Annotated in this window: 5 protein-coding genes; 2 read left to right on the forward strand and 3 right to left on the reverse strand. The window is 65.8% G+C overall.

All coding sequences use genetic code 11. The features are described 5' to 3' along the window. On the forward strand, positions 1–893 hold an 893-nt coding region (locus ACIPIA_RS12720), incomplete at its 5' end, for a MipA/OmpV family protein (protein WP_400510071.1). 113 nt (positions 894–1,006) lie between these two features. Here the strand turns inward: ACIPIA_RS12720 and ndk are convergent. After that, a complete protein-coding gene (gene ndk, locus ACIPIA_RS12725; RefSeq protein ID WP_047579744.1) occupies positions 1,007–1,429 on the reverse strand; it encodes a nucleoside-diphosphate kinase in 423 nt (140 codons plus the stop codon). A 268-nt stretch (positions 1,430–1,697) separates the two neighbouring features. Here ndk and ACIPIA_RS12730 point away from each other — a divergent pair, with 268 nt between their 5' ends. Then, entirely contained in the window at positions 1,698–2,084 is a 387-nt protein-coding gene (locus ACIPIA_RS12730) for a DUF2147 domain-containing protein (protein ID WP_400510074.1), read from the forward strand. 134 nt (positions 2,085–2,218) lie between these two features. Here the strand turns inward: ACIPIA_RS12730 and ACIPIA_RS12735 are convergent, their stop codons facing one another. Both ACIPIA_RS12735 and ACIPIA_RS12740 read right to left on the reverse strand, forming a co-directional pair. Next, the gene (locus ACIPIA_RS12735; RefSeq protein ID WP_400510077.1) at positions 2,219–2,926 is read right to left on the reverse strand and encodes a glutathione S-transferase N-terminal domain-containing protein; all 708 of its coding nucleotides are present in this window, start codon (positions 2,924–2,926) and stop codon (positions 2,219–2,221) included. 104 nt (positions 2,927–3,030) lie between these two features. Continuing rightward, a partial coding sequence (locus ACIPIA_RS12740) for a GNAT family N-acetyltransferase (protein WP_400510079.1) occupies positions 3,031–3,363 on the reverse strand: 333 nt, incomplete at its 5' end.

The raw sequence follows: 3,363 nt of genomic DNA on the forward strand, positions 1-3,363 counted from the left end.
TGCCGTTACCCATCCCGTCGGACGCGCGTTCTGCGTCGGAGTTCTGGACTATGCGTTGCGTTGTGTATCTGGCCGGTCTTGCGACCTGCCTTTCCCTGTCGCTGCCCGGGCGCGCCGAAGCGCAGTCCCGCGACTACACCACCCTCACCTCGCCCCAGCCGGCACAGAACTGGTATCTGACGCTCGGCGCCGGCGTGCGCTACCAGCCCGACTACACAGGCTCGGACGACTACGTCTTCCGTGCCCGCCCGATCATTTCGCTGGGCAAGGGTCTGAAGAGCACGTGGTGGAGCGCCGAGGATGATGCGATGCTGAGCATCGGCGTCTTCTCGGGCCAGGGCTGGCGCATCGGCTTCTCGGGCGACCTGCTCTGGAAGCGCAGCGCCAAGGTCAACCCGGCGCTCGTCGCGGTTCCGGCAACCAAGTTCGGCGCCGAGGCCGGCGGCTTCGTCGAATTCTATCCGACCTCGTGGCTGCGCGGCCGCGTCGACGTGCGCCGTGGCATCGTCGCCCATGACGGCGTCGTCGCCGACTTCAAGCTCGACGCCTTCACCAATCTCGGCCCCTGGACGCTCGGCGTCGGCCCGCGCATGCGGATCGCCTCCGCCGACTATGTACGCACCTATTTCGGCACCTACGGCGCGATGCCCGGCACGGGTGGCCTGCTCCAGCGCTTCAACGCGGGAGTCCACACTGTCGGCGCGCTGGCTCAGGTGACCTACAACTGGTCGGACAACCTCAAGACCACGGCTTATGTCGAGTACAAACGCCTCGTCGGCGACGCGACGCGCTCGCCGATCGTCACGCCGTACGGCTCTCGCAACTCGGTCACGATCGGCATCTCGGCGAGCTATTCCTTCGATACGGGAACGAGCTACTCCTTCGGCCTCTGAGGTGCGGCGGCGTCACGCCGGGCCCGCTCCGGCTGCGGCCAGCAACAGACAAAAAAAAGGCGGGCCGGAAACCGGCCCGCCTTTCTGCTTTTCAGCGAATTGCCCGGCTGGGATCAGCCGACGATCTCGTTGCCCGAGAAGAACTGGGCGATCTCGATCGCGGCGGTCTCCGGCGCGTCCGAGCCGTGCACGGTGTTCTCGCCGACCGACAGCGCGAAGAGCTTGCGGACGGTGCCTTCGGCAGCGTTCGCAGGGTTGGTGGCGCCCATCACTTCACGATACTTGGCGATGCCGTCCTCGCCTTCCAGCACCTGCACCACGACAGGGCCGGAGGTCATGAACTCGACCAGTTCGCCAAAGAACGGGCGCGCCGAGTGAACGGCGTAGAAGGTCTCGGCCTGGGCCTTGGTCATCTGGATGCGCTTCTGCGCGACGATGCGCAGGCCGGCCTTCTCGATGACAGCGTTGACCGCGCCCGTGAGGTTGCGCTTCGTCGCGTCGGGCTTGAGAATGGAGAAGGTACGCTGGACAGCCATCGAATGATCCTTGGATGGGGTAAGGGAAATCCGGCGCGCTTATAGCTGCGGCCTTCGCCCCCCACAAGGCTCGCGGAGGTCATCATCCCGCCTCGATCAGGCAAGCCCTCTCCGCAGCGAGGAGGCAAGGCGGTACGGAAGCGCCTGCCGCAGGGGAATGCTTGATCCGCGAACCCGCCGCTCTCTTCCGACTTGAGCCGCACCGAAACCCCGATATAGTTTACATCTGAACCATGCAGCCATAGCTGGCCGGACAAGGGAGGATCGAATGAAGTTCGGGACCGGATCGCAGCGCGCAGCCCTGGCAGGGCTTGGCCTGATCGCCAGCATCGCCACCGCCGGGGCCCAGGAGGTCGTCGGCACATGGGAGCGCGACACCGGCGCATCGAAGGTGCGCTTCACCAGATGCGGCGAGGCGCTCTGCGGCTCGCTCTCCTGGCTCAAGGACCAGAACGGGCCGGCCAAGGTCGGCCAGCGCATCTTCTACGACATGAAGCCGAACGGCGCGAACAAGTGGAGCGGCAGCGCCTTCAACCCCGAGGACGGCAAGACCTATTCCGGCACGATGACGCTCTCGGGCAATATGCTGACCACTGCAGGTTGCGTCATGGGCGGCCTGATCTGCCGCTCGGTGAAATGGAACCGGTCGAACTGATTGTCGCCGGCATGCTCACCCTGTCGGCGAGCATGCACGTCTTCAATACAGACTCGGACCTGCGGATATGCCGATGGTCGGGACGAGCCCGACCATCATGATGCCTGCAAAGAAACGACGTGGCCTGCCGCCGCTCAGCGCGCCTTCTGACCGAAGAGGATCGCCTTCTCCTCGGGCGTGCTGATACCGGCAGGATTGCGCAGCTCTTCGGCCACCTTGAGGCCACGCTGCACGGCCGGGCGCGCCTGCATGGTTTCCAGCCAGCGCGCGACGTTCGGGAACTGCCCGATGTCCTGGCCCTGGCGCTCCCATCCGCGTGCCCAGCCGATGCAGGCCATGTCGGCGATGGAATACGCCCCGCAGATGAATTCGCGACCTTCGAGGCGCCTGTCCAGCACGCCGTAGAGCCGGTTGGCCTCGTTGGTGTAGCGCTCGATCGCATAGGGCACCTTCTCCGGTGCGTAGATGCGGAAATGATGGGTCTGGCCGAGCATCGGGCCGAAGCCGCCCATCTGCCAGAACAGCCATTCGTCGACCTCGACGCGCCCGCGCTCGTCCTGCGGATAGAACTTGCCGGTCTTGCGCCCGAGATACTGCAGGATCGCGCCGGACTCGAAGACGGAGATCGGCTTGCCGTCCGGCCCGGCGGGATCGACGATCGCGGGCATGCGGTTGTTCGGGGAGATCGCGAGGAAGTCCGGCTTGAACTGGTCCCCCTTGCCGATGTTCACCGGGATGACGTTGTAGGGCAGCCCGCATTCCTCGAGCATGATCGTGATCTTGAAGCCGTTCGGCGTCGGCCAGTAGTAGAGGTCGATCGGCTTGACGGGGGCTTGCGACATCGGTCGGTTCCTTCCTGGCGTGAGGCCTGGACCCGGAACCTAAGCAGCCCGCCGGAGCGCCGGAAGGGGCGCACTCCCGCCATGAGCGGGACCGCGCCATGCCGTCACGGACTAGCCCGTGAGGGCGAAAGCGCCATCTTGAAGCCCTCATGGCTCTGCTTGAAGCCGAGACCGCGGTAGAAGCGGTGCGCATCCGGGCGCTCCTTGTTGGAGGTCAGCTCGACGAGCCCCACCCCCTTCCCGGCCGCGAGCTCGATGGCATGGCGCATCATCACGGCGCCGATGCCGTGGCCGCGCCACTCGGGCGCAACATGGACGCTCTCGATCTTGGCGCGGACCCGGCCGCGCTCGGCGATGCCCGGCAGCACCGTCATCTGATAGGTACCCACAACCGTCCCGTCCCGCTCGGCGACCATCAGGCTGTTGTAAGGATTGGC

Origin of the sequence: Allobosea sp. CER48, assembly GCF_044752385.1 — a bacterium.
Lineage (GTDB): Bacteria > Pseudomonadota > Alphaproteobacteria > Rhizobiales > Beijerinckiaceae > Allobosea.

Excerpts from the sequence above, each read along its gene's own strand:
- ACIPIA_RS12735 (WP_400510077.1), bottom strand. The coding sequence starts at position 2,926 with ATGTCGCAAGCCCCCGTCAAGCCGATCGACCTCTACTACTGGCCGACG.
- ndk (WP_047579744.1), bottom strand. The coding sequence starts at position 1,429 with ATGGCTGTCCAGCGTACCTTCTCCATTCTCAAGCCCGACGCGACGAAG.
- ACIPIA_RS12730 (WP_400510074.1), top strand. The coding sequence starts at position 1,698 with ATGAAGTTCGGGACCGGATCGCAGCGCGCAGCCCTGGCAGGGCTTGGC.